This window comes from Polynucleobacter yangtzensis, assembly GCF_001595965.1.
GTDB lineage: Bacteria > Pseudomonadota > Gammaproteobacteria > Burkholderiales > Burkholderiaceae > Polynucleobacter > Polynucleobacter yangtzensis.
Genome location: NZ_LOJI01000005.1, coordinates 1 through 22,484 on the forward strand (window position 1 = coordinate 1; position 22,484 = coordinate 22,484).

The 22,484-nt window shown below is 45.9% G+C and carries 29 protein-coding genes; 12 read left to right on the plus strand and 17 right to left on the minus strand.

Annotation, left to right across the window (positions count from 1 at the left end; translation table 11 throughout):
* The first annotated feature begins 252 nt into the window (after positions 1-252).
* Together JaK3_RS03935 and JaK3_RS03940 are read left to right on the plus strand one after the other, a co-directional pair.
* The gene (locus tag JaK3_RS03935) at positions 253-1,155 is read left to right on the plus strand and encodes a DMT family transporter (protein ID WP_068320963.1); all 903 of its coding nucleotides are present in this window, start codon (positions 253-255) and stop codon (positions 1,153-1,155) included.
* 114 nt (positions 1,156-1,269) lie between these two features.
* Positions 1,270-2,418: an aminotransferase class V-fold PLP-dependent enzyme gene (locus tag JaK3_RS03940; RefSeq protein WP_068320964.1), complete on the plus strand. Its 1,149-nt coding sequence runs from the start codon at positions 1,270-1,272 to the stop codon at positions 2,416-2,418.
* Positions 2,419-2,512: 94 nt separating this feature from the next.
* Here the strand turns inward: JaK3_RS03940 and JaK3_RS03945 are convergent, their stop codons facing one another.
* Positions 2,513-3,142: an FABP family protein gene (locus tag JaK3_RS03945; RefSeq protein ID WP_068320965.1), complete on the minus strand. Its 630-nt coding sequence runs from the start codon at positions 3,140-3,142 to the stop codon at positions 2,513-2,515.
* Positions 3,143-3,223: 81 nt separating this feature from the next.
* Here JaK3_RS03945 and JaK3_RS03950 point away from each other — a divergent pair, with 81 nt between their 5' ends.
* Positions 3,224-3,490 (plus strand): protein tyrosine phosphatase, encoded by a 267-nt coding sequence (locus tag JaK3_RS03950; RefSeq protein ID WP_068320967.1) that lies wholly within the window; start codon positions 3,224-3,226, stop codon positions 3,488-3,490.
* Between the two features lie 11 nt (positions 3,491-3,501).
* Here the strand turns inward: JaK3_RS03950 and JaK3_RS03955 are convergent, their stop codons facing one another.
* On the minus strand, positions 3,502-4,479 hold the full coding sequence (locus JaK3_RS03955) for a DMT family transporter (RefSeq protein ID WP_068320969.1): 978 nt from the start codon (positions 4,477-4,479) through the stop codon (positions 3,502-3,504).
* A gap of 6 nt (positions 4,480-4,485) precedes the next feature.
* Positions 4,486-5,370: an NAD(P)H-hydrate dehydratase gene (locus JaK3_RS03960; protein WP_068320970.1), complete on the minus strand. Its 885-nt coding sequence runs from the start codon at positions 5,368-5,370 to the stop codon at positions 4,486-4,488.
* Positions 5,371-5,434: 64 nt separating this feature from the next.
* Here JaK3_RS03960 and JaK3_RS03965 point away from each other — a divergent pair, with 64 nt between their 5' ends.
* On the plus strand, positions 5,435-6,850 hold the full coding sequence (locus JaK3_RS03965; RefSeq protein WP_068320972.1) for an MBL fold metallo-hydrolase RNA specificity domain-containing protein: 1,416 nt from the start codon (positions 5,435-5,437) through the stop codon (positions 6,848-6,850).
* 12 nt (positions 6,851-6,862) lie between these two features.
* Here JaK3_RS03965 and JaK3_RS03970 read toward each other — a convergent pair whose 3' ends face one another.
* Complete coding sequence (locus JaK3_RS03970) at positions 6,863-7,600, minus strand: ABC transporter substrate-binding protein (protein WP_068320973.1); 738 nt, start codon at positions 7,598-7,600, stop codon at positions 6,863-6,865.
* Between the two features lie 62 nt (positions 7,601-7,662).
* On the minus strand, positions 7,663-7,863 hold the full coding sequence (locus JaK3_RS03975) for a hypothetical protein (RefSeq protein WP_068320974.1): 201 nt from the start codon (positions 7,861-7,863) through the stop codon (positions 7,663-7,665).
* 165 nt (positions 7,864-8,028) lie between these two features.
* Between JaK3_RS03975 and JaK3_RS03980 the strand changes: the two genes are divergently transcribed.
* Genes JaK3_RS03980 through JaK3_RS03990 form a run of 3 tightly spaced genes read left to right on the plus strand, consistent with a single transcriptional unit; the run spans position 8,029 to position 10,643 of the window.
* Entirely contained in the window at positions 8,029-8,886 is an 858-nt protein-coding gene (locus tag JaK3_RS03980) for an LOG family protein (protein WP_068320975.1), read from the plus strand.
* Between the two features lie 23 nt (positions 8,887-8,909).
* The gene (locus tag JaK3_RS03985) at positions 8,910-9,422 is read left to right on the plus strand and encodes a hypothetical protein (RefSeq protein WP_068320976.1); all 513 of its coding nucleotides are present in this window, start codon (positions 8,910-8,912) and stop codon (positions 9,420-9,422) included.
* A gap of 3 nt (positions 9,423-9,425) precedes the next feature.
* Positions 9,426-10,643, plus strand: a complete 1,218-nt coding sequence (locus JaK3_RS03990; RefSeq protein ID WP_068320977.1) for a BaiN/RdsA family NAD(P)/FAD-dependent oxidoreductase — start codon at positions 9,426-9,428, stop codon at positions 10,641-10,643.
* A 15-nt stretch (positions 10,644-10,658) separates the two neighbouring features.
* Here JaK3_RS03990 and JaK3_RS03995 read toward each other — a convergent pair whose 3' ends face one another.
* The gene (locus tag JaK3_RS03995) at positions 10,659-11,048 is read right to left on the minus strand and encodes a group II truncated hemoglobin (protein ID WP_068320978.1); all 390 of its coding nucleotides are present in this window, start codon (positions 11,046-11,048) and stop codon (positions 10,659-10,661) included.
* Between the two features lie 104 nt (positions 11,049-11,152).
* Here JaK3_RS03995 and JaK3_RS04000 point away from each other — a divergent pair, with 104 nt between their 5' ends.
* The gene (locus JaK3_RS04000) at positions 11,153-11,668 is read left to right on the plus strand and encodes a hypothetical protein (RefSeq protein WP_068320980.1); all 516 of its coding nucleotides are present in this window, start codon (positions 11,153-11,155) and stop codon (positions 11,666-11,668) included.
* A 62-nt stretch (positions 11,669-11,730) separates the two neighbouring features.
* Here JaK3_RS04000 and JaK3_RS04005 read toward each other — a convergent pair whose 3' ends face one another.
* Genes JaK3_RS04005 through JaK3_RS04020 form a run of 4 tightly spaced genes read right to left on the minus strand, consistent with a single transcriptional unit; the run spans position 11,731 to position 14,894 of the window.
* Positions 11,731-11,952 carry a TIGR02450 family Trp-rich protein gene (locus tag JaK3_RS04005; protein ID WP_068320981.1) on the minus strand — a complete coding sequence of 74 codons (222 nt, stop codon included), beginning with the start codon at positions 11,950-11,952 and terminating at the stop codon, positions 11,731-11,733.
* Positions 11,953-11,975: 23 nt separating this feature from the next.
* Complete coding sequence (locus JaK3_RS04010) at positions 11,976-12,296, minus strand: hypothetical protein (protein WP_161484697.1); 321 nt, start codon at positions 12,294-12,296, stop codon at positions 11,976-11,978.
* 3 nt (positions 12,297-12,299) lie between these two features.
* A complete protein-coding gene (locus JaK3_RS04015; protein WP_068320987.1) occupies positions 12,300-13,889 on the minus strand; it encodes a rhodanese homology domain-containing protein in 1,590 nt (529 codons plus the stop codon).
* Between the two features lie 30 nt (positions 13,890-13,919).
* Complete coding sequence (locus JaK3_RS04020) at positions 13,920-14,894, minus strand: Bug family tripartite tricarboxylate transporter substrate binding protein (RefSeq protein WP_068320994.1); 975 nt, start codon at positions 14,892-14,894, stop codon at positions 13,920-13,922.
* Between the two features lie 160 nt (positions 14,895-15,054).
* On the opposite strand from JaK3_RS04020, the gene JaK3_RS04025 reads away from it, so the two are divergent.
* Positions 15,055-15,243 carry a hypothetical protein gene (locus tag JaK3_RS04025; RefSeq protein ID WP_068320996.1) on the plus strand — a complete coding sequence of 63 codons (189 nt, stop codon included), beginning with the start codon at positions 15,055-15,057 and terminating at the stop codon, positions 15,241-15,243.
* A gap of 89 nt (positions 15,244-15,332) precedes the next feature.
* Here JaK3_RS04025 and JaK3_RS04030 read toward each other — a convergent pair whose 3' ends face one another.
* Positions 15,333-15,626 carry a DUF1330 domain-containing protein gene (locus tag JaK3_RS04030; RefSeq protein WP_068320998.1) on the minus strand — a complete coding sequence of 98 codons (294 nt, stop codon included), beginning with the start codon at positions 15,624-15,626 and terminating at the stop codon, positions 15,333-15,335.
* Positions 15,627-15,683: 57 nt separating this feature from the next.
* On the opposite strand from JaK3_RS04030, the gene JaK3_RS04035 reads away from it, so the two are divergent.
* Together JaK3_RS04035 and mmsB are read left to right on the plus strand one after the other, a co-directional pair.
* On the plus strand, positions 15,684-15,953 hold the full coding sequence (locus JaK3_RS04035; protein WP_068321000.1) for a cupin domain-containing protein: 270 nt from the start codon (positions 15,684-15,686) through the stop codon (positions 15,951-15,953).
* A 10-nt stretch (positions 15,954-15,963) separates the two neighbouring features.
* The gene (gene mmsB / locus JaK3_RS04040) at positions 15,964-16,845 is read left to right on the plus strand and encodes a 3-hydroxyisobutyrate dehydrogenase (protein WP_205627496.1); all 882 of its coding nucleotides are present in this window, start codon (positions 15,964-15,966) and stop codon (positions 16,843-16,845) included.
* Here mmsB and selD read toward each other — a convergent pair.
* From selD to JaK3_RS04065, 5 genes are all read right to left on the minus strand, one after another.
* Positions 16,835-17,902, minus strand: coding sequence for a selenide, water dikinase SelD (gene selD / locus JaK3_RS04045; protein ID WP_068321005.1), 1,068 nt, complete (start codon positions 17,900-17,902; stop codon positions 16,835-16,837). The genes mmsB and selD overlap by 11 nt on opposite strands.
* A gap of 26 nt (positions 17,903-17,928) precedes the next feature.
* Entirely contained in the window at positions 17,929-19,209 is a 1,281-nt protein-coding gene (locus JaK3_RS04050) for a DEAD/DEAH box helicase (protein ID WP_068321007.1), read from the minus strand.
* 142 nt (positions 19,210-19,351) lie between these two features.
* Positions 19,352-19,930: a cysteine dioxygenase family protein gene (locus JaK3_RS04055; RefSeq protein WP_068321008.1), complete on the minus strand. Its 579-nt coding sequence runs from the start codon at positions 19,928-19,930 to the stop codon at positions 19,352-19,354.
* A 20-nt stretch (positions 19,931-19,950) separates the two neighbouring features.
* Positions 19,951-20,385 carry a YbgC/FadM family acyl-CoA thioesterase gene (locus JaK3_RS04060; protein ID WP_068321010.1) on the minus strand — a complete coding sequence of 145 codons (435 nt, stop codon included), beginning with the start codon at positions 20,383-20,385 and terminating at the stop codon, positions 19,951-19,953.
* A gap of 6 nt (positions 20,386-20,391) precedes the next feature.
* On the minus strand, positions 20,392-20,829 hold the full coding sequence (locus JaK3_RS04065; RefSeq protein ID WP_240480879.1) for a GNAT family N-acetyltransferase: 438 nt from the start codon (positions 20,827-20,829) through the stop codon (positions 20,392-20,394).
* Between the two features lie 160 nt (positions 20,830-20,989).
* Here JaK3_RS04065 and JaK3_RS04070 point away from each other — a divergent pair, with 160 nt between their 5' ends.
* A complete protein-coding gene (locus JaK3_RS04070) occupies positions 20,990-21,571 on the plus strand; it encodes a hypothetical protein (RefSeq protein WP_068321595.1) in 582 nt (193 codons plus the stop codon).
* A gap of 67 nt (positions 21,572-21,638) precedes the next feature.
* Here JaK3_RS04070 and JaK3_RS04075 read toward each other — a convergent pair whose 3' ends face one another.
* Positions 21,639-22,454 carry an ABC transporter substrate-binding protein gene (locus JaK3_RS04075; RefSeq protein ID WP_240480880.1) on the minus strand — a complete coding sequence of 272 codons (816 nt, stop codon included), beginning with the start codon at positions 22,452-22,454 and terminating at the stop codon, positions 21,639-21,641.
* Positions 22,455-22,484: the final 30 nt, after the last annotated feature.

Genomic DNA, 22,484 nt, shown 5'->3' on the forward strand with positions numbered 1-22,484 from the left:
TGTGGACTCGGTCCATGATCCAGAGTCCGCATAGTCATAGAACATCTTGGGGGTGCGTTTTTTGTGGAGGACCCGCAAGTCTTCAATATTGGTAATAATTGCCACAATAAATCCTTCTATCTGATGCTATTTTGTTAGAGAAAAGCTTAATTTAAGCTCTATCTTAGCAATACCGGGAGATTTGTTTCTACAATGCTAGGGTATCCCTTGTTTGGGGACGCTAAATAACCGTTCCCCATCATAAATCTCCCTATGCCCCAGCTTAATCTTGCAACTATTACCTACTTATTATTGGCTACTGCTTTGTGGGCTGGTAATGCCATTGCTGGCCGTGTATTGGTGGGGAGCATTTCTCCAATTACTTTAAGCGCAGTTCGTTGGGGGTTGGCTGCTTTGCTTCTGCTTCCATTGGGTTGGCGTGTTTTCATACCTGGAAGTGCTTTATGGCAAAACAAAAAACGTTTTTTACTCTTAGGTTTATTTGGGGTGGGGAGCTATAACGTACTCCTGTACCTTGCGCTGCAAACTTCTACTGCCATCAATGTCACCTTAATTGGTGCCAGCATGCCGATCTGGATGCTATTTATTGGCGCAGTGTTTTATCAAGTAAAGCCGAGCATCCTGCAAATGATTGGCGCAGTAGTGAGTTTGCTTGGCGTCGGTATTGTATTAACGCGCGGTGATTTAGCGGCGCTGTTGTCAATGGAGATGGTGATCGGTGATCTTTTAATTATGCTGGCGACTATCTTGTGGGCTTTTTATAGTTGGATGCTTAGTCGCCCTGGATCGAGTTCTGAGCGCCAATGGCCATGGGCTGAGTTTTTAATGGCGCAAGTGACTGTTGGTCTTTTGTGGACAGGATTTTTTGATGGTTTTGAAATTGCCACCGGTCATGCTTACCTCGACTTAAATTGGTGGACGGCATCATTAATTTTGTTTGTTGCTATTGGCCCATCCCTCATTGCCTATCGTTGCTGGGGTTTAGGCGTCAATGGAGCTGGACCTACGGTTGCTGCTTTTTTTGCGAATTTCATTCCCTTGTTTACGGCGCTATTGTCGGCCGCCATGCTGGGTGAGCCACCGCAACTATTCCATGGCCTTGCCTTTGCTTTAATCGTTGCCGGAATCGCTATTTCTTCCAAAACTGGAAAGTAGCCGAAGGAAAACGGGCAAAAAGCCCTTTTAAACGGGGTTTTGCCCACAAGCCCCCAAAAAAGACTTAAATCAGTATCATTTAGGGCTAATCATTGAAATCCCTAGGAAACTACTATGCCAGGCTTACTTCCCAACGTTGATCCAGACGGTTTATTGGAGTTCTCGGTTGTGTATACCGACCGCTCTTTAAATCACATGTCTGAAGAATTTAAGCGCGTGATGGTTGATATTTCAAGCGTCCTGAAAGATGCTTATAACGCTAGTTCAGCAGTGATCGTTCCTGGCAGCGGCACTTTTGGTATGGAGGCGGTTGCTCGTCAGTTTGCCAATAATGAAAAATGTTTAGTTTTGCGCAATGGTTGGTTTAGCTACCGTTGGACACAAATCTTTGATTTGGCCAATATCACCAAGGATGTCACCGTGATTAAAGGTCGCCAGTTAGAAGATTCCGCACAAGGCGTATTTGCTCCTGCTCCGATTGAGGAAGTAGTGGCATATATCAAGAAGGAAAAGCCAGCGGTAGTATTTGCGCCGCACGTAGAAACTTCAGCCGGCATCATTCTTCCAGATGATTACCTCAAGGCAGTAGGCGAGGCAGTGCGCTCAGTAAATGGCCTATTTGTATTGGATTGCATCGCCTCTGGTGCGATGTGGGTTGATATGAAAGCTTGTAATGTGGATGTGCTGATTACTGCGCCCCAAAAAGGATGGAGTAGCTCACCATGTTGCGCACTGATCGCCTTGGGTGATCGTGCACGCGAGCGTATTGATGCTACACAAAGCAGTAGCTTTTCGATGGATTTGAAAAAGTGGCTACAGATCATGGAGGCCTATGAAAAAGGTGGGCACGTTTATCACACCACCATGGCTACAGATGCTCTAAAAGTTTTGCGTAATGTGATGAAGGAAACTCAATCACTCGGCTTTGCGGCGCTTAAAGACAAACAGGTAGAGTTAGGTACAAAAGTACGCAACCTATTGGTTTCTAAAGGTTATGACTCTGTAGCGGCTAAGGGCTTCCAAGCTCCTGGCGTTGTGGTGAGTTACACCAAGGACCCGGACATTCAGTCTGGCAAGAAGTTTATTGCCCTCGGTTTACAGACTGCAGCAGGGGTTCCTTTGCAGTGTGATGAGCGCCCAGACTTCCGCACTTTCCGTATTGGTTTGTTTGGCTTAGAAAAGCTGGCTCATATTGATCGCACTGTTGGTCATCTTGAGGCAGCACTAGAAAAAATTACTGAGACTGAAGCGCAGCCTGCGTAAAGTCTTCGGGAGTTAAGTAATATCAATAAAGGCCATCACGTGATGGCCTTTATTATTACATCTACCGAAATCAAATTCAGATTCATCTAACAAATCATCTGGCTAGAGGATTAGGCGTTGCCTCTCCAATCTTGTGTAGCGTATTGTTATCTACGTGGTGGAATAGCTCTTCCTGATCTTTGATTTTCATGACTGTATCTTGCTCATAAGACCAAGTGCCATCATCATGAATCGAAACCTGAATACGAAACTCGACCGTTCTAAACGCATAATCTAGGAAGGGGTTCGATGAGATGCCCGCACATCGATCATCTTCTTTGGCGAGTAACTCAAATTTCTTGGCACTGGATGCTGCTTTACCAGTTGCCATCGTGATCATGCCTCGCGGTATCGAGAGGGTATGAATGATGTTGCCAGTCGCTGGCTCCCATAGCCAATAACCCACCTGATCATGATAGGTTTTTACTTGGTCGGGCTTGGTGATGTGAGTGTGATATCTCAAGCCATAAAATAATTGAGGACCATTAGTTTGAGGATCAATAGGTTGTAGTTCAATGCGCTCTACATAGGCTTGCTTCTTCGGCCCCTCGGCTTTAGGCTTCACATCTAAACCACGAATGCCTTCCCAGATGCCTGCCATGCCAGTCAAAGGTCCCAGCTGTTCTAGGGTATTTACTGAATAGCCTTGTGGTTCAGTAAAGATGTCGCTCGGAAAATCACTCATGTCCAGCCTTATAAAAATGAAGCATTAATCTCAATTTTTTGAGTATTATTAAATTATCCACAAACTGTCTCGGAGAATTACATGATTTCTCGTATTGCGCGCTTGAGCCTAGCTAGTCTGATTTCTGCTGCTATCGGTATTGCCCCAACTTCTGTGATGGCTGCCGATCCAGCGCCGGCGTCTGCCCCAGCTGCTGCACCAACTCCTGCACCGACCCCTGCCCCAAGCGAGAAATCTGCTGAAAAGAAAGCTAAGAAAAAAGCCAAGAAAGAAAAGAAGGCTGAGAAAAAGTCTAAAAAGAAATCCAAGAAGAAATCTAAACCAGCTGCCGACGCAGCAGCTCAGTAAATTCACTTCCCCTAATTGAGGGGTTCTGTACTATCTAAGTCATCAGATTTTTTTGGATCTGGTGACTTTTTTGTTGGCGCATCATTACGCACTAACAGCCACATAGCTGCAATCACTAAAGTCATTCCGCTAATTTGCGTCCAAGTGATTGGCTCAGCCAGAATTAAATATCCCATAAAAATAGTGGATACAGGGCCGAGTATTCCCGCTTGCGCCACCAATGGTGATCCGATGCGATTGATGGCAATCATGATGAGTAGCATTGGAATGACTGTGCATAGGCTCGCATTCAGTAGGCTATACCAATAAATCTGTGGGAGTTGCTCGAATATGGCAGTCGGGTTATGAATAGTTGATTGCAATATGCTTAAGATGGCTGAGGCTGAGCTGGCATATACAACAAGGCGAACGCTTCCAATACGCTTGACCATCTCTCCTGCGCCTATCATGTAGGCCGCGTAAGAGCAGGCGCTACCAAACACTAAAAACATTCCAAGCCAGGCGCTTAGTCCTGAAGAGCTAGCATCCTGTATGAATACGACAAATACCCCAATGTAACCAACTATCAGTGAATACCACTGCAGCTTGGAAATTGGTTTTTTTAATACAAAGTAAGAGATGAGTAGAACAATCGTTGGCGTCAGATAGAGGACGATGCGCTCCAGGCCAACAGAGATGTATTGCAGACCCAAGAAATCAATATAGCTTGATAGGAAGTAGCCCAAGAACCCTAAGAAAAATAACTTGCCACGATCAAGCCAGGTAATTGGGCTCATCGTCTTGCGACGAGACTCCCACCAGAAGATCCCCCAAAATAATGGAAGAGCCATGAGCATGCGTAAAGCTAAAAGCGTTTCTGCATTTGCGTCATAACCAAAAGCGAGCTTTACCAAAATCGCCTTGCCTGAGAAAAGCATCGAGCCAATCCCGGCCATTAAGATGCCATAAAGGTAACGTCGGTGATGATGTGCTGCACTTACTGAATGCATAAAGATTTATAACAGTTTATTTAGTAAGGACCGCATTTCTAAAATGGTCTCGGAGGGGGTAAGGCCAATAGGGCCAACCCCTTTGGTCACCAAGCTATCTGCTGCGCTAGCATGGAGTTCAACCGCAATCCCGGTTGCCTGCCATAAATTGATTTGATGCCGTACACCCTGACCGGCTATAGCAGCAATACTTCCTGTCAGAACATCGCCCATACCTCCGGTTCCCATGCCGGGATTGCCTTCCAAGCATTGCACTGTAGGATGTGCTGGAGAGGCAATCAGAGTATGTTGTCGTTTGAGTACGACGATCGATTGCGTTAATTCAACAAGTTGTTGGATGGATTTCATGCGATCTGACTGCACTTTTTCGGTCGTCGACTGTAAGAGTTTTGCAGCTTCCCCGGGGTGTGGTGTAAGAACGGTAGAGCCAGGAAATTGTTGATTACGAGTCTGAAGTTGCTTAAGTAACTCAGGAGATTTACTGATAAGATTGAGGGCATCAGCATCAATTACTAATGGAATGCTTGGGTATGCCAGTGCTGCATGCAAGCAGCATGATGCCAACTCCGATTTTCCGAGGCCTGGGCCAATAGCAATCACATCAGGTTTGGTAGTAGTAAGGCTTTGCTGAATATCCAATCTAGCAAGACGAATCATGAGTTCGGGTTGACTTGCATCAGCACGTGCCGATGCTGGGTCTAGCATTTCTAGAATTGTCCAGCCTGCACCCAAATGTAAGCAGGCATTTCCTGCCAAAATCAGTGCGCCAGCCATGCCAGGCGCGCCGCCAATTAAAACAACTTTACCGGCATTGCCTTTATGTTCTGCAGGCTCACGCTTGAGAAACTTAATCAGTTTCAGTGTATCGAGTGTGGCTGGTATAGGGTTCATTGGAATAGTATCGCTCTGATTGCAAAGCTCTTGAGCTAATTATAGGAAAGAGTATGCTAATCATATGAAGATTCAATTTCTTGGTGCGGCGAGTGAGGTAACGGGCTCACGTCATTCGGTTGAAGTTATGCTTTCTGGGAAGCCAAGGCGTTTCATGGTTGATTACGGCATGTTCCAGGGTGGCCGCGAGGCAACCAATAAGAACCTTGAGCCTTTGCCATTCGCACCTAAAGACCTCGACTTTGTTGTACTCACACATGCGCATATTGACCATAGTGGTTTGCTACCTCGTTTGTGCGCGCAAGGCTTTTCCGGGTCGATCTACTGCACTAACGCTACCTTTGAGTTGTTAAAAATTCTTTTGTTGGATAGCGCTCATTTACAGCGTGCCGATGTGGAGCGGGCGGAGAGAAAGAAAAAAGCGGGTAAGTGGCATGGGGAAATGCCGGTTGCACTGTATTCAAGGGAAGAAGTTGAGATGACGCTGACCCAGTTTGAGCCTTTGGAGTATGGGCAGTCAGTGGAAATAGCGCCGGGTGTACAACTGGAGTTCCGTAATGCTGGGCACATATTAGGTTCGGCTATAGCAGTCATGGATATCGCTGAAGATGGGCGCGAGAAAAAACGCTGTGTGTTTTCAGGTGATATTGGTATGAAGGGTAAAGTCCTCATGCCTGATCCTGATTTAATTCGGAAGGCGGATGTTGTTGTGGTTGAGTCAACTTATGGAGATCGACTCCATCGTAGCCTCCAAGAGACAGAAGATGAGTTGGTTGAGGTTATTGCCTCCACAATGACTGCGCATGGCAATGTAGTGATGCCAGCTTTTGCGGTCGGACGAACTCAAGAAATACTCTTTTTGTTAATTGACCTGGTGAGAAGAGGGCGCCTACCCCATCTAAGTATCTGGGTGGACTCGCCCATGGCTACTGCTGCAACTCATCTAACACAACATTTTTTTGCGCAATTAGATGGTCAGTCGCAAACGACCTTTGAGTGGTACAAAAATAATCCAGATGCAGTAGATCTTCGCTTTATTGCCGATGTAGAAGAATCCAAAGCGTTGAATAAGCTTAAGGGCGGTGCCATTATTATTTCTGCTAGTGGCATGTGTGATGCTGGCCGCATTGTTCATCACTTGGCTAGTAATTTGCCGCGCTCGCAAAACGCAATTGTGATTACTGGCTTTCAGGCATACGGCAGCCTTGGTAGGCGCTTAGTAGATAGGGTGCAGAAAGTGCGCTTATTTGGCGAGGAGGTTCCGGTCAAGGCCTCCATTCATACAATCGGCGGTTTATCGGCTCATGCCGATCAGGCAGGGTTGCTAGATTGGTTGAGGGGATTTGAAAAGGCGCCGAGCACTGTCTTCGTAGTGCATGGAGAGCCAGAGTCTTCTTCGGTACTAGCAGAATGCATTAGGGATGAGTTGCATTGGAGTAATGTCATCATCCCTGAGCGTTTACATACCTATCAGTGCTAGATAGGTATCAATTTATTCAGCTACTTTAGCGCCTTGAATGTTGTGATGCTTCATAGCGTCAGCAATGAAGCCAGATTGTTTTAGCTCGTTGATGACATGACTTAAGTAGGTGGTAGTGCCCTCATAGTGAGTGCGAGCCTTCGGAATACCAATTGCCTGATTGATCACCATAAAACGGCCAGGTAGCATGCGCAAACCCTGGTACCGTTTTGCATCACTCTCTAGTTGCTGTTTTACCCCTGCCGCGACATTGCCCTGACCTGACATGAAGTCATCCACGACAGCTTGTGAGCTGGCAGCACGGAGCAGGGTGGCATTCTTGATCTCGCGGGACAGGTGGAGGTCATAGGCGCTGCCTTTACCAACTACGATTTCATTACCAACAGCATCCACCTCTTCATTGTTATTGATGGTTGAATTGGCTTTGACCATGTAAGCGCCTTCAATCTGAATGTAGGCCGGGGTATAGCTAATATCTGCACCACGCACTGGATCAATTGCTACAAATACCAAATCGATTTCTCCAGCCTTGACTGCATCCACAGTAGCGCCAGCAGTTTTAAAGGGCGTGAGTTGCACCGGTAGAGAAATTCTCTTGCCAATCTCATTAGCAATATCAATCGTTACGCCATAAAGACGTTTTGTATTGGGCTCCTCATTTGCAAGAATTGGGTTTCCCAGATTGATGCCAACACGCAAAGTTGCAGTTGGGGCAAAGGAAGAGAGGGTAGAAGAATCGATGGTTTTCATGTCCATAAAAAGTGGAGAAAAAAAACCGCGGCGGACCGCGGTTTTATATACAGAAGAAAGAATTACTTCTTAGCGTCAGCTGCAGGAGCTGCTGGGGCTGCTGCAGGAGCGGCAGGCGCATCTTTCTTTGCATCTTCCATATGCGCAGCTTCAGCACCATGCTTTTCACCGCCCATATCAATGTCGCCGTCGCCTTTGATTAGTAAATAGGCGGTGGCACCAATTAAGACTAGTACCATAATGATAATTGCACGGTTGCTCATTGCTTTTCCTTCGATTGGATTGAAATTAGCTCAATATTAACTCGGGATGGGCTCTGGGTAAATCCCAATAATCCCTAGAGGCCCCCTATCCTTGGTTGAACTAGGTATTAACACTTATTTTGGACGCGAGTTAAGATGGTCCAAATTACCCCAAAAGGTTGCCATATGAGTCCAAAGCTGCCCATTCATAACTCACAAACGATCACTGAGTTTTTAAATCTTCATCAAAGTCAAATTTCAGAGGAGGACTCGCAAGACTCTTATAAATTCGCATTTGATGATGAAGCATTTCTGGCTCGAAGAGAGACTATGGGGATACGTTTCCAATTGGAGTTACTAAAGCCCGAAGTGCTTCTTAAAGAACAGGGCATTGATCATACGATTACCGTTTTTGGTTCAACGCGTTTTCTGAGTGAGGCAGAAGCATTAGCCCTCAAAGAAAAGGCCAAGACTTCAGACGAGATAGCAGCTGCTAATAAAGCGTTATTACATAGTCAATATTACGAATCTGCTCGTCAGTTTGGTGCTCTAGTGGCTTCATATAACTCAACACAGAAAAAAGACTCTAACAAGCTACATATTTGTACAGGCGGCGGCCCTGGCATTATGGAGGCCGCTAACCGTGGTGCTTTTGAATCTGGCGACAAAACCATTGGTTTTAATATTAGCCTTCCCAGGGAGCAGCATCCAAATGAGTACATCAGTCCCGGATTAAGTTTTCGCTTTCATTACTTTGCGCTGCGCAAGATGCACTTCATGTTAAGGGCAAGGGCAATCGTCGCCTATCCAGGAGGCTTTGGTTCATTTGACGAGCTATTTGAAGTCTTGACCCTCATTCAAACTAAGAAGGTTGTCCCCATACCAGTCATATTGGTGGGCAAAAGCTATTGGAATGAAATGCTGAACTTTAATGGGATGGTAGAGTTTGGCGTGATTGATCAAGTAGATATGGAGAGTATTCATTTTTGCGAAACGGCAGAAGAGGCTTGGCAGGTGATTCGAGACTGGTATCAGCTGGGCTAACAGGGCGCCTGTAAAATCCCCATATGAATCCTTCGCAAGCCAATCTCGCTACATCTCTTGATCTTCCCGGCTATCTTCTGGGCGGGGCTATGCTTTTATTAGTCATGGTGTTTCATGGCGTAATGTTGCTCCAGATTGCTAAGCGCTATGAGGTAAAAACATTTTTGTATTTGGCTGAGAAAAAATACTCTTCTGTAGCGCTGTGTTTTTATATCAGCGTATTCCTATTATTTCTAACGCACATTGCCGAAATACTCATCTGGGGTATTGCGTTATACGCATTCAAATTGCTGCCAGCATTAGGTCAAAGCATTTTATTTAGCGGTAGCACTTATACCGCGATGGGCTTTATGGAGGACATTCTTCCGGATGGCTGGAAAATGTTGGCAGTCATCATCGCTTTTTCTGGAATGTTTTCTTTTGCATGGACTGCATCCGTCATGATCTCAATGACTAAAAACTTCCGTCAGGCCTATACCAAGCTTCATATGAGAAAACTGAATATCTCATCTGACATCATCGATCGTTTCGAGTGATGTATGAGTAAAACTTGGGATGCCATCGTTATCGGCGGCGGTGCAGCAGGCCTATTTTGTGCGGGCGTTGCAGGTCAATTAGGAAAGAGGGTGCTGGTACTGGATCACGCAGAAGTATTGGGTGAAAAAATACGTATTAGCGGGGGCGGCCGTTGCAACTTCACAAACCTACACAGCAGTCCAGCCAATTTCTTATCCCTCAATCAACATTTTGTTAAAAGTGCGCTTGCCAGGTATCCATCCTCAGAATTCATCAAGCTAGTTACCACTTATAAAATTGGTTATCACGAGAAACACCAAGGCCAATTGTTCTGCGATGACTCTGCCAAGCAAATTATTGAGATGCTGTTTGCTGAATGCGCCAAGGGCAAAGTCACTATTCGCAATCCTGTGACAGTTGTATCCATTGCGCAGGATGGTGATCAGTGGGCTGTGCATATCAACACGGGTGTTGAAAAGACAAAGTCTGTGGTGATGGCTACGGGTGGTTTGCCTGTTCCCGCTATTGGTGCTACTGCCTATTCTTTGGATATTGCAAAGCAGTTTGGGTTAAAGGTAGTCGACCCAAGACCTGCTCTAGTGCCGCTTTCATTTACTGCTGATAATTTTGGGAATCTCAATGAATTGGCTGGTTTGAGCGTTCCCATCAGAATAGCTTCAGGATCCAAAGGACATCGTTATGGTGCTTGTAGATTCAATGAGGACCTGCTTCTTACTCACAAAGGCTTATCAGGCCCAGCAGTTCTCCAGGCAAGTAGCTATTGGGAAGAGGGCGAGCCGATTCATATTGATTGGTTAGGGGCAATTGAACGTCCCGGTGGATTTAACTGTGATGAACTCTTTAACAATGAAGAGAATCGCTTAAAACTTACTGAAACTATTCTGGCCTCTGTTTTGCCGCAGCGCTTAGCTAAAGCATTTGCCGATCAAAAAGGTTTAACGGGTCGTAAGTGGGCTGAAGTTTCTAAAAAAGATCGTCAAGCCCTCAAAGAACTCATCACAAACTGGTCGGTCAAGCCGGCGGGTACCCTGGGATGGAAAAAGGCTGAGGTAATGTTGGGTGGCGTAGACACTAAAGATTTGGATGGGCAGACCATGATGTCCCGTAATCACCCGGGATTATTCTTTATTGGTGAATGTGTTGATGTCACTGGCCATTTAGGCGGCCATAACTTCCAGTGGGCGTGGGCGAGTGGATTTGCTTGCGCACAAGCCCTCTGAATTGCTGATGAGGCTCTAGTTGGGCTGATTTCTCATCCAGTCAGCGGTATTGAAAAATGATTCCTCTAGCTGTTTGGCGATATTGCCTTCAATGCCACACTCTTCCATGGCTTTATACATACAAGCCAGCCACTGATTGCGTTCTTTTACGCCGATCTTAAATGGCAGGTGACGGGCTCTAAGCATAGGGTGGCCGTACTTCGGCGAGTAAATATCAGGGCCGCCCATCCAACCAACGAGAAAAAACTTCAGCTTTTCTCGTGAGGTCGATAGATCCTGCGGGTGCATTGCTCGTAAATCATGAAAAACTGGCTCTAAAGCCATTAAATCGTAAAAGCGATCGACTAATTCATCGATTTTGTCTATCCCGCCAATATTGTCATAAACAGATTTTCTCTCACTCATTCCTTGATTTTAATGCCTGAAAGCGGGGGAATTGGCAGCCCACCCAATTCGGTATAGAGTTAAGCATAGGAATCTCATTAACCCTTGATCATAGGAGCGACAAAATGGATGCAAAAGATCTACAAAAGTGGCAACAAGAAAAAGCCAAGGAATTGTTTGATTACTCTCACAAGTTATTGGATGCTGCCAAACAATTAAGCGAGCATCACATTGCTGAAATGGAGTGGGGTATGAAAAATGCCCTTGATAGCGCTAAGTCAGCTGCGAAAAATGATTTGGCTAAGTTAAAAGACCTGCAAGAAGAAGCTGCAAAAGAAGCTGCTAAGCGAGCTACGGTTTATCAAAAGAAGGTGAAATCCGTTCTTAAAGATATCGGTGAGAGTGCTGCCGATGAAACTGAGAAGCATCTTGAGAAAGTTCGCAGTTCATTAGTCAATTGGTTGGAGGATGCTGAAAATAAAATACCAAGTCATGCCGATAAGCTATCTAAAGTTGTAAATGAAATGTCTACAACGGGGCAGAAGATGTTTAAAGAGGGTCGTCGCATCGTGAATCAAGTGGCTGATGCTGCTGAAAAGAATATTGATGACTTAGTCAAAAAATCAGGAGGCAAAAAGTAGGCTGATTACCAATCATCCCTACTAGCGCACTACAAAACCCGCCTCACTTCCGAGGCGGTTTTTTATTGCCAGCCCTGCAACCATAGCTCGCTATTGGTGAGATCACGCCAAGCAATGAGTGTCGTTTTCTTAGAATAGACAGCCTCAATTTCAACGAATTCAATCTTCTCGCTTGGCGGCTCGGGAAGAATCACCTTGCTAACTAGGAAATGCTTCTGTTTGGCAATCGGCTTTACAGCCGTCCATTTAGTGAGAAGTAATTTTTTGGGGCTGAGACGGTTCATGAGTTAATTATGGGTGGTTACCGTTACAACGCTGCACATTGCAGCTCCTGATCTTTATTCACAAGCAGTCCAGTAGAGGGTGTAAATGTAATGTTGGATTGATTAATCTGAGCAGGACATTTTTGATCAAAGTAACTTTGATTTCCAAGACTTCCGCAGTAGTCAAATGTATTCCCCTGTAGTTCCATTTGGGCTTTTCGAAGCACCATGGGGATCTTGGTCTCAGTTACAGAGTTGCAATTCCAGCTTGTATAAGTTTCGCGTTCGCAAGCGCCAAGCCCTAAAAAAATAGCAACACAGGCTAGCAGTCGAAAAGGCGAAAACGATTGAGGAATGGCCATCAAGAGTTATAGAACCCAGAAGTGGTGGGTTCCATCTTTACCAAGTTGCTCCACCAAACCAAACTCCCAGTCTAGATAGGCTTGCATAGCTGCCGGGTCAACGTTGGTACCTTCATAAGGGCGTTTATAGCGGTCAAGCGGGGGTGAGGCCAAATGACTTGGGCCTTTCTCAAGCTCTAACCCTGCCTTTACCCAGGCTGGATTTCCGCCTTCCAAAACAAGCACCTCTGCATCAGTGAGGGTTTGCAATTCTTGGGCAGCAAAAAGACTTAACTCACTTGGCGAACTTGTGATGACGTAGCGATCTGCTTGAGGGATTTTTTTCATCGCTGCCGCAAGTTCAGAGCGCAGGGCATACCAACTTCCTGGGATATGTCCTTTAACGTAATTAGCATGTGTGCTGAAATCAATTGCAATGGTATTGCTGTCATTTTTGAGCCAATTGGAAACTGTGGCTGCATCGACAGCTTCCATGCTTGGAAGGTCCGGTAAAGGCGCCTGCCATGATCCTTTTTCTATGAGATTAGAGCTGTGGACATCATCGAGCACATAGACATCCCAGGCCATTTGCGCCAACCAAGAGGCTGGCATATTGGCGCGTACTCCACCACCGCTAGGGTCTACTAGGACTACACGGGCGCCACGTACTGGAGCAACCATCTCAGTCTCTTGTACAAGCTGTCCGCCTGGTACAGAGCGAAATCCTGGAAGGTGGCTCGCCTCATATTCTTCTGGAGTGCGCGTATCGAAGAAATAAGTGGTTCGATCAGATTGCGTTTTCCAAGTCTGGACATCAGCAAGGCTAGCGCGCTTGACACCCGCTCTATCGGCAACACTGCGAGCACGAATCGCTGCTTCATTTTTGGTGTCATCGCTCACCTCATGAAATCTTCTGCTCTGGCCTTTATCAAGATCTTGACCTGCTAGCGTCCACCCAATCGTGCCATTGCGAAGGGCATTCACTTCATTGGGGATGCCAGCGTTAATGAGCGATTGGGTGCCGATGATGCTGCGGGTTCTACCGGCGCAGTTCACAATCACTTTAGTCTTAGGGTTAGGGGCTAATTCAGGAAGACGGAGAACAAGCTCGGCACCAGGCACGCTAATCCCAGTTGGAATACTCATAGTGTTGTACTCATCAAAACGGCGAACGTCTACAACTACAACATCCTCTTTGCTATCAATTAAATGCTTCACCTCTTGAGCTGATAAAGAGGGGGTATGGCGCTTCGATTCCACAAATTCACCAAAAGACTTACTAGGTACATTCACATCCTTAAATACTTCTCCACCTGCTGCCTTCCAACCCTTGACGCCTCCTTCAAATACGGAAACATCAGTAAATCCTAAATTCACTAAGCGCTGTGCTGCAAGCTGAGCAAATCCTTCACCATCATCTAGAGTGACAATGGGCACACTCTTTTTTGGGAGCTTGGCGTATGCATCAATCTCAATCCTTGATAGGGGTAGGTTTGCAGCAAAAAGAGGATGCTCTTGTGCGTGAGGATCTTCTTCACGCACATCTATGAATGCAATCTCTTCTTTGTTGAGAAGCTTGTTGCGAACAAAGGAATGGTTTTTGGTCTGAATGGTCATGCTGTCTCTTGATAAATTTGTATTATTTTTTTAGTCTAATTTAGCGCCAGACTTTTTAACTACATCACCCCAACGCGTAATTTCTTGATTGATATAGGCAGCAAGCTCAGGGCGTGTCATCTTGGGAACGGTAGCTCCCATGTTTGCCCAGCGCTCTTTAATTTCAGGTGAAGCAAGTGCTATCTGCACTTCGGCACTCATCTTTTCAACGATTTCCTTAGGCGTGCCTTTGATAGCCCACATGGCGTACCAACTAGACACAATGAAATTGGAGATCCCCAATTCTTGAGCGGTTGGTACATTTGGAAACGCATCTACTCGTTTGGAGGTTGCCACTGCCACTGCAATGAGTTGTCCATTCTTGATGAAAGGTGCAGCACCCGCTAGCGTGTCAAACATCATGTCAACCTGACCCGCAACGAGGTCCTGAAGAGCGGGCCCAGTACCGCGGTAAGGAATATGCGTAATGAACAATTTGTTCTGCATCTTAAAGAGCTCACCCGTTAAATGTTGTGAGGTACCGTTACCTGTAGATGCATAGTTGTATTTGCCTGGATATTTACGGATCTCTTCCATGATGGACTTCAGATCGTTCTTCGGAAACTTAGTAGGGTTCACAACAATGACATGGGGAACACTGCCAATAATCGCGATTGGCTCAAAATCCTTAGTGATGTCATAAGAGAGGCTGGTGTACATGCTTGGCGCAATTGAATGATGCACTGCACCAAGAAGCCAGGTGTAGCCATCCGGCGCCATTTTTGCTGCAGCTGCAGCACCAACTGTGCCACCAGCACCCCCACGGTTATCAACCACGATGGAGTCATTCAGTTGGGTCGATAGTTGCTTGGCAAGAGGGCGTCCAAAGGCGTCTACAGCCCCTCCAGGAGGGAAGGGGTTGATAAACGTGATTGGCTTGCTGGGATTGGGCCAGGAGGTGGTTTGTGCATTGGCTGAGAGCCCAATGAGGGCGCCAAAAACCAATAGAAAGATATTTCTGATCATTTTTGTCTGTCTCCGAGTTGTTTTTAATTATTCGCCTATTTTGGCTGAAGCCACCAATATAAGAGTTATCCCTGATTTAAGGGGTGATTTCCAGTGGTTTTTATGGGGATATACTGATTTCGCTGTCAGTATAAATATTCATTTGTTCATAGGAGACGAGATGTCACAACACGGTACATTGTTGACTGCTTTCGAAACATATAAAGCTGAAAACGAAAAATTTATTGAAAAAGGTATTAAGGCATCTGCTGCACGCGCACGCAAAGCCTTGCAAGAAATCGCCGGTGCTTGTAAAGAGCGTCGCAAAGAAATCACTGCTGCTAAAGAGGCAATGGAAGCGAAGAAGTAATTCTTACCCCATATTGATTGATCAGCCTAGCTTTCGAGCTAGGCTTTTTTATTTTTGGGGCCTGAACTTAAAGACTGAATCGACCTTACTTATATTGCAATGCTAAATAGGGTTAACTTCATTGCTTTGTTGCGATTAGGTACAAGCGCTTGGTACTCAGGGCTATTAGCCCACGTCTTCGCATCTTTTGCGCTAGGGAATTCCAGTTCTACGAATGCGCTGAATTGCGCACAACCAAGTTCATTCCAAAACACGTCGGCAACGGAGCCCCGATTTTTGATGGAGCCCTTGTATAGCTCTACGGTCTGACCTACTTGGGAGCGGTATTGCTCAAAAGCGCCTTCATCCCTTAATTCAATCAACCCAATTACTTTTACCATCATGACTCCCCACGAAAATTGCTCAATGCCAGGTGAGTATATCCACGCTATAGTTGAGGCATGAATTCAGAGCAATTTTTACAGTTACTGCGTCGGGATGGCTTTCCTGAGCCGGTAGAGGTTCAGCAAGTTCCCAATGGTCAGATTGGTGTCCATGAGCATCCATTTGAGGTGAAAGCTCTTGTTGTCGAAGGCGATATCACCATCGTGATTGATGGTCTAAGTAAGAATTACAAGGCTGGAGAAATGTTTCATCTGGAATTAAAGCAGCCTCATGCAGAATCATATGGATCTGAGGGTGTGAAATACTTAGCCTCAAGAAAACAATAAAACTAGGAGCATTATGAAAATCGGATTTATTGGACTTGGCAATATGGGCTTACCAATGGCCCTTAACTTATTAAAAGCGGGTCATCAGGTATCGGGCTTTGATTTAGCAAAGGGTCAATTAGATGCATTTGCTACTGCGGGGGGCATTGTTGCGGCTAATGCCAACGACACGGCAAAAGATGCCGATGTATTGATAAGCATGCTGCCTGCTTCACGTCATGTTGAAGGTTTATATCTTGGTGATACGGGCTTATTGGCAAACGCCAATCCTAAAACTTTACTGATTGATTGCTCAACTATTTCACCTAAGGTTGCGCAAGCAGTTGCTGCTGCAGCTAAGGCAAAAGGTTTTGTCATGATTGATGCGCCTGTCTCTGGTGGTACCGCTGGTGCGCAAGCTGGCACCTTAACGTTCATGGTTGGGGGTGATACCGGGGCGGTAGAGTGCGCCCGGCCAGTGCTTGAGAAGATGGGCAAGAATATTTTTCATGCAGGTGCTAATGGGGCGGGGCAGACTGTTAAGGTTTGCAACAATATGCTCTTGGGTATTCAGATGCTTGGCACGAGTGAAGCGCTGCGCTTAGGCATTGCGAATGGCCTTGATCCCAAGGTGCTGTCTGACATCATGACAAAAAGCTCGGGACGCAATTGGGCGTTGGAACTTTATAACCCTTGTCCGGGCGTTATGGAGAACGTGCCATCCTCAAAGGGGTACGCAGGCGGTTTTGGAGTTGACCTTATGCTCAAGGATTTAGGCTTGGCAGTTGAGAATGCCGAGAACCTAGATGCTAGCGTTCCGCTTGGAAAGTTAGCGCAGCAACTTTATGAAACTCACAGCAAAGCAGGAAATGGTCAGCTTGATTTCTCAAGCGTATTTAATCTCAAGAAATAACCAGCGGCTTCTCTTGACGCTTGCTCATTTGACCAATGACGCGGGCGCCCAAGAAGTGATGTTGATTAAAGATATCCAGCACCTCCTTGACGCTATCGGGACTACAAGACACAAGTAGTCCGCCGCTCGTTTGTGGATCTGTTAACAAAGCACGTTGAGCTGGAGTGAAGTCTGTTGGGATGCCAACTTCATTACCGTAGCTAAGCCAATTTCTATCTGAGGCACCAGTAATCACGCCATCATCGGCCAGTGTCTGTACGTTAGAGAGTAGAGGCACTTGGCTCCAATCAATATGTGCAGTGCAGTTAGAGCCGCGCGCTAACTCTAGGGTGTGACCTGCTAAGCCAAATCCAGTGACATCAGTTAGGGCATGCACGCCATCCAGCTTAGCCAGATCAGGTCCTGCAGCATTGAGCTTGGTGGTGTTGGAGATCATCTCTCGATATCCATCTTGCCCTAATAGATCTTTTTTCAAGGCAGCCGATAGGATTCCTACGCCTAGAGGTTTTCCTAGGATGAGAACATCACCCGGTTTTGCGCTGGCGTTACTCTTTACACGCTTAGGATCAACAATGCCAATTGCCACTAATCCATAAATAGGTTCAATAGAGTCAATTGTGTGTCCGCCAGCAATAGGAATGCCAGCGCTACGACAAGCTTCTGCGCCACCTTCCAAGATGCGAGCGATGGTTTTGTTTGATAAAACTTTAATTGGCATGCCAACTAAGGCAAGCGCAAACAAAGGTGTGCCACCCATCGCATAGATATCGCTAATCGCATTAGTAGCAGCAATTTTTCCGAAATCAAATGGATCATCCACGATCGGCATGAAAAAATCGGTTGTCGCAACGATTGCTTGCGACTCATTGATTTGATAAACCGCTGCGTCGTCAGATGTTTCAATACCAATAAGCAACTCTTTTGGAAAGGGTAGCTGCGGAACATTCTTCAGAATCTCAGAAAGAACTCCAGGGGCAATCTTGCAACCACAGCCCCCAGCGTGCGAGAGGGAGGTGAGACGTGGTTCGTTCGGTAAAGTTTCTGCGTTTTGGCTCATGCTAAATATTCTAAACGTAGGTGAAATTAACGGTTAAAGCTTCTTTTAGGTGGGCTGCCGCGCTTTGCTGGAGTCTTTTTGGATGGGGCGCCACCAGAGCCGGCAGGTCTTGGTTTTCTAGATTGCTGATGCTGTTGACTACGCAGCTGAATGGGTTGTGCCACTGCATTTGGATCTGGCTCAAAACCTGCAATCACTTCCTGCGGTAGTTTTTGCTTAATCAGTTTTTCAATATCTCTGAGCATCTGATGTTCATCAACGCATACTAAAGATACTGCTACGCCGTTTGACCCTGCGCGGCCTGTACGTCCAATGCGGTGTACGTAATCTTCAGAGACGTTCGGTAGGTCGTAGTTAACAACATGAGGAAGTTGGTCAATATCAATTCCGCGCGCTGCAATATCGGTAGCAACTAAGGCGGTTAACTTACCTGCCTTGAAATCAGCCAATGCTTTAGTACGGGCGGATTGGCTCTTGTTGCCATGAATAGCCATGCTAGTAATGCCATCTTTTTCTAGCTGCGTCACTAATTTGTTAGCGCCATGCTTAGTGCGAGTAAAGACCAGCACTTGCTGCCAGTCGTTGCTCTTAATGAGATGAGCTAATAGTGGATGCTTCTTGGTTCTATCTACTGGATGTATGAGTTGGGCGATTGCCTCGTTGGTGCTATTGCTGCGAGCTACCTCAATTAACTCCGGTGCATTTAGTAACCCGTCTGCTAGTGCTTTAATCTCGGTGGAGAAGGTTGCTGAGAAGAGCAGATTCTGACGCTGCTTTGGTAGTGCGGCTAAGATTTTTTTAATGTCGCGCAAAAAGCCCATGTCGAGCATTCGATCCGCTTCATCGAGAACTAAAATCTCAATATCTTTAAGAGACACGCAATTTTGTGACATTAAATCCAATAGGCGTCCTGGTGTCGCAACCAAAATATCGAGACCGCCAGCAATTGCTTTAATTTGTGGATTGGCGCCAACACCGCCAAAAATGACTGTAGACTTTAAGCCAGTGTATTTGCCATAAGTCACGACAGACTCTTGGACTTGGGCGGCTAATTCACGAGTAGGTGTCAGAATCAAAACGCGTAATAAGCGCTTGCCTGAACTTGCCTTGCTTGAAGTCAAGCGCTGCAGAATTGGAAGAGTAAAGCCGGCGGTTTTGCCTGTACCAGTTTGTGCTGCAGCTAATAGATCACCACCTTTCAAAACGGCAGGAATCGATTTAGCTTGAATCGGTGTGGGGCTGGTATAGCCTTCTTCGGCAATAGCGCGAAGAATGGGTTCTGATAAACCAAGATCTGTAAATAACATAGGGACCAATAAAGTATTGACCCGTATTCAACGTACTTAAAAATCGACTATCCCGGTCAATGGGGTGAGCTGCCACGCTAGTGCGTTTGCAGTAAGAACCTCTATTTTAAGTCATCGACCCCAAAGCTCGAGAATTATCTGATTAAGCGGGATTCCAGAGGTTTGGTGCGACGGAATTGGCGTAGCCAGAGACAAAAGATTTTTCTGCTCCGGTGACAGGGTCAAATACGGAGCGATGAATGCGTCCAATATTGCCACCATAGACATGAATGCTGATTGAGGTCTGATCACTCATATTGTTTTCCACTACATGAATATCATGGGTTGCAGGTGAGACGGTATCTACATGTCCTGGCGGACTAACGCTGGATTCGCCTGGTTTGAATTCACCATTTGCTTGTCGATAGTAAGGCGTGCCTTTTTCTTGGCCGCGCAATTGACCAACCATTCCCCAGACGGTGTGATTATGAACGGGTGTTTTTTGTCCCGGGCCCCAAACAAAGCTCACCACTGAGAAGCGATCCAGGGGGTCTGCATATAAAAGATATTGCTGGTAATACTGGGGGTGGGGCTTGGTAAATTCTTCGGGAAGCCAATCATCTACGGCAATGAGATTCTCTAGTAATTTTTTTCCTTTAGTAAAAATCACAGCTTCACTTGGCTTTTGCTCAAGCAGTAGGCTAAGTTCTTTTACGAAGGTCAGTAGTTTGCCATCAGACATGGTTTACTCCAGTGCATACATTACTCATCTTGGAATACGCAATCAGGCCACGCCTTAGGCTTGAGGGTATTGGTATCAACGCAGACGATATGCAATACAGCACTTGCAATAACCTGGAACTCTTCGCTATCGGGAAGTTTTCTTTGTGCTGTCTGCTTAACAGTCACTTGTGTGCGGCCACGATGCTCAATCACTTGGTCTATGTAAAGTAAATCATCTAGACGTCCCGGCTTATAGAAGTTCATGGTGAGCTCACGTAAGGGCATGACCATGGTGAATTCATTTGCAAGCTTAGTAGGGCTTAAGCCTCGTTGGGAAAGCCACTCTGCACGACTACGTTCAAAAATCTCCAAATAACGACCGTGATAAACAAAGCCAGCAGCATCAGTATCGGAATAGCAAACTCGATGAACGTAAGTGAAAGTTGACGGGGTTGAAGTAGTGTTTGTAGTCATTGCTTATTAATCTGAGTTTGCTAATGTGAGCATCATATTACGATGTGGAATGCCGGCCTCTTCATAGACGTCCCCTTGAGCTTGAAAACCCAGTTTTCCATAGAAAGGGATCGCGCTGACTTGGGAATGCAAGATGATCTCCAGTACCCCCTGAGAGGCTGCTAGATCTACTAGCTTTTGCAGGATTTGCTTCCCTATGCCTTTTCCTCTGAATTTGGCTAAGACAGCCATGCGTCCAATTTGAGCCTGCTTAGCGCTTAAATTCACAAGTCTTCCTGTGCCAATACAGTGCGCGTCTTGATAGGCTAGGACATGGGCTGCTGACAAATCAAACTCGTCCAATTCAAGCTCGGCTGGTACGCGTTGCTCTAGGATAAAAACTTCCTGGCGCACCAAAAAGGCGTCTACTTCAGCTTCTTTCCACGATTTCAGTAGTATTTCCAAGATCTTGGGCGCCCTTATTTTGATTTCTCGTCCAATTTACCAAAGAAGTGGGGGTGGTAGATAGTTCGGCGTCGCACTAAAAACGGCTCAATCCATGGTTACAATGAATTGTGGCTCTGTATTGAGCCCCTCTGAAACCTTTTACTCATTAGGAGTTATCTTGAAGAAATCTTTATTGACTGGTTTATTCGCAGCAGCAGGTCTTACCCTTGCAAGCTCTGTGCTTGCACAACTCCCTGCAAAAATGATGCCTTTGGCAGCTGACGTTGTAGTTTTGAGCGCTACTGTTGATTCAGTAGATGCTAAGAAGCGCATCGTTGTATTGAAAGATGCTAACGGTAATTTGGCTCAGATGAATGTTTCTAAATCTATCAATGATTTGGATAAAGTTAAAAAAGGCGACGTATTCTTGGTTGAGCATGCTCAAGCGGTTGCTGTTGGCTTGACTGCTGTTGGTAAAGATCAAAAACCTGGCGTATCTGGTGTGCGTTCAGTAGTAGTAGCAGGCAAAGGTTCTGCTAAGCCATTTGAAGAGACTACAGAAACTGTATATGCAACTGTAAAGATTTCAACAATTGACCAAAAGACACGTATCGTGACTTTCACAATGCCTAGCGGTGAGAAGCAAAAAGTTAAAGTAGATCAAGCTGTTCTCGGTCTTGAGAAATTTAAAGCTGGTGATGACGTGATGGTTGAGTTTGTTGACGACACAGCCATTGGCTTTGTAACACCAAAGAAATAAAGACTTCACGTTATTGAATTAACTGGGCGTTACGCCAGTAAGAAAAAGCCCGCTAACGCGGGCTTTTTTATTGCTTTGCGTTAGGGAAGAAGAGTTGCTCGCCATCAATCTTGTAGCTAGCAATCACGTCTTGACCATTCTTGGAAATGAGCCAATTAATGAACTCCTGACCTTGTACTTTTTTCACATGAGGGAACTTAGCTGGGTTTACTAGCATCAGACCGTATTGGTTAAACAGCTTTGGATCGCCTTGAACCAAGATCGCGAGATCGCCACGATTCTTAAAGCTGAGCCAAGTGCCACGGTCAGCCAAGATGTAGCTATTCATAGCGGAAGCTGTATTCAGGGCAGGGCCCATGCCTGAGCCGGTTTCTTTATACCAAGATGGGCCAGGGGAGACGGAGATGCCGGCGCCTTTCCAGTAACGCAATTCAGCTGCATGAGTGCCACTCTTATCTGCGCGTGATACAAATGGTGCTTGTGCGGCAGCAATTTTTTGTAGTGCTACTTGAATATCTTTGCCGCCAGCTATTTTCGCTGGATCTGACTTAGGTCCAATGAGAACAAAGTCGTTGTACATCACTTCATATCGCTTTGTTGAGAAACCTTCCTCAACAAACTTTTCTTCAGCCACTTTATCGTGAACAAATACGACATCCGCATCGCCACGTCGACCAATGTCTAGCGCCTGGCCAGTTCCTACGGCCACTACTTTGACTTCGATGCCAGTTTTCATCTTAAAGATGGGCAACATGTAATTGAATAGGCCTGATTGCTCAGTAGAAGTGGTAGATGAAACCACAATGCTTTTCTCCTGGGCATAAACCTGTGCTGCAGGAATAGATAGGGCCGCGAGGGTAGCAAGAAGTAGTCTCCGGAGCATTTTTTTCATATTTGCACTCGAAAGGGTTGA